The 1170-nt window shown below is 65.8% G+C and carries 2 protein-coding genes; both read left to right on the top strand.

Annotation, left to right across the window (positions count from 1 at the left end):
• The coding region (locus tag AB0H42_RS35795; RefSeq protein ID WP_357064336.1) for a hypothetical protein at window positions 1-284 on the top strand (284 nt) is incomplete at its 5' end.
• Between the two features lie 14 nt (window positions 285-298).
• Window positions 299-1170, top strand: an 872-nt coding sequence (gene bcsZ, locus AB0H42_RS35800; protein WP_357064339.1) for a cellulose synthase complex periplasmic endoglucanase BcsZ, incomplete at its 3' end; no start/stop codon positions are given.

A 1170-nucleotide genomic window follows, 5' to 3' on the forward strand; every position in this document is an offset into this window, starting at 1 on the left:
GCTATGAGCTGCTCAACAATGCCCTGCTGGACAGCGGCAAGCGCGCCGCGGTGTTTGGTTCGGTGGCGGTGATCCGCGAATCAGGGGTCAACAGCCTGCGCGTCGGCGATATTTACTATGTCGGCCACCTGCCGTGGTGGGAGCGGCTGTGGTATGCCCTCTCCACCCATCCGGTCCTGCTGGCGGTGATCGCGGTGGTGCTGGTGGTGATCCTGGGGCTGATGCTGTGGCGCGGCCTGAAGGCCTTCAGCCGGCGTCGTCTGGCGCCTGAAGATCGGGATTGACGGCGGTGAGCGCGATGCTGCAACGCCTGTCGCTCGGCATGCTGCTGCTGTGTGCGTTCAGCGCGGCGGCGGTCTGCGAGTGGCCGGGCTGGCAACAGTACAAGCAATTCTACATCAGCCCGCAGGGGCGGGTGATCGATCCGAGCAGTCCGAACAAGATCACCACCTCCGAGGGACAGAGTTACGGCCTGTTCTTCGCTCTGGTGGCCAACGACCGGCCGACCTTCGATCGGCTGTTGGCCTGGACGGAGAACAACCTGGCGGCGGGCGATCTCAGCGCCCGTTTGCCCGCCTGGCTGTGGGGCGAGAGCGACGACAAGCAGTGGAAGGTGCTGGACGCCAACTCGGCGTCAGATGCCGATCTGTGGATCGCTTATAACCTGCTCGAAGCCGGCCGCCTGTGGAAAAGCCGGCGTTATCAAACCCTGGGAACGCTGCTGCTGCAACGCATCGGCCGCGAGGAAGTGGCCGACATCCCCGGCCTGGGCCTGATGTTGCTGCCGGGCAAAGTCGGGTTTGTGGCGGAAGATCGCTGGCGGCTGAACCCCAGCTACCTGCCGCCGCAGCTGCTGGCGCGTTTTGCGGCGCTGAACGGCCCGTGGCGCGCGATGCGCCAGGTCAATCAGCGGCTGTGGCTGGACAGCGCGCCGCACGGCTTCTCACCGGACTGGGTGGTGTGGCGAGTCGGCACCGGCTGGCAGCCGGATACCGTCAAGCCGAACGTCGGCAGCTACGACGCGATTCGGGTCTATCTGTGGGCCGGCATGCTGGCGGACGACGATGAGCATAAGGCGGCGCTGCTCGCACGCTTCCAGCCGATGGCGCAGCTCACCGCCAAACAGGGTGTGCCGCCGGAGAAAACCGATACCGCCAGGGGCAAAACCAC

The organism is Nocardia sp. NPDC050799, from assembly GCF_040654015.1.
Classification (GTDB): Bacteria; Actinomycetota; Actinomycetes; order Mycobacteriales; family Mycobacteriaceae; genus Nocardia.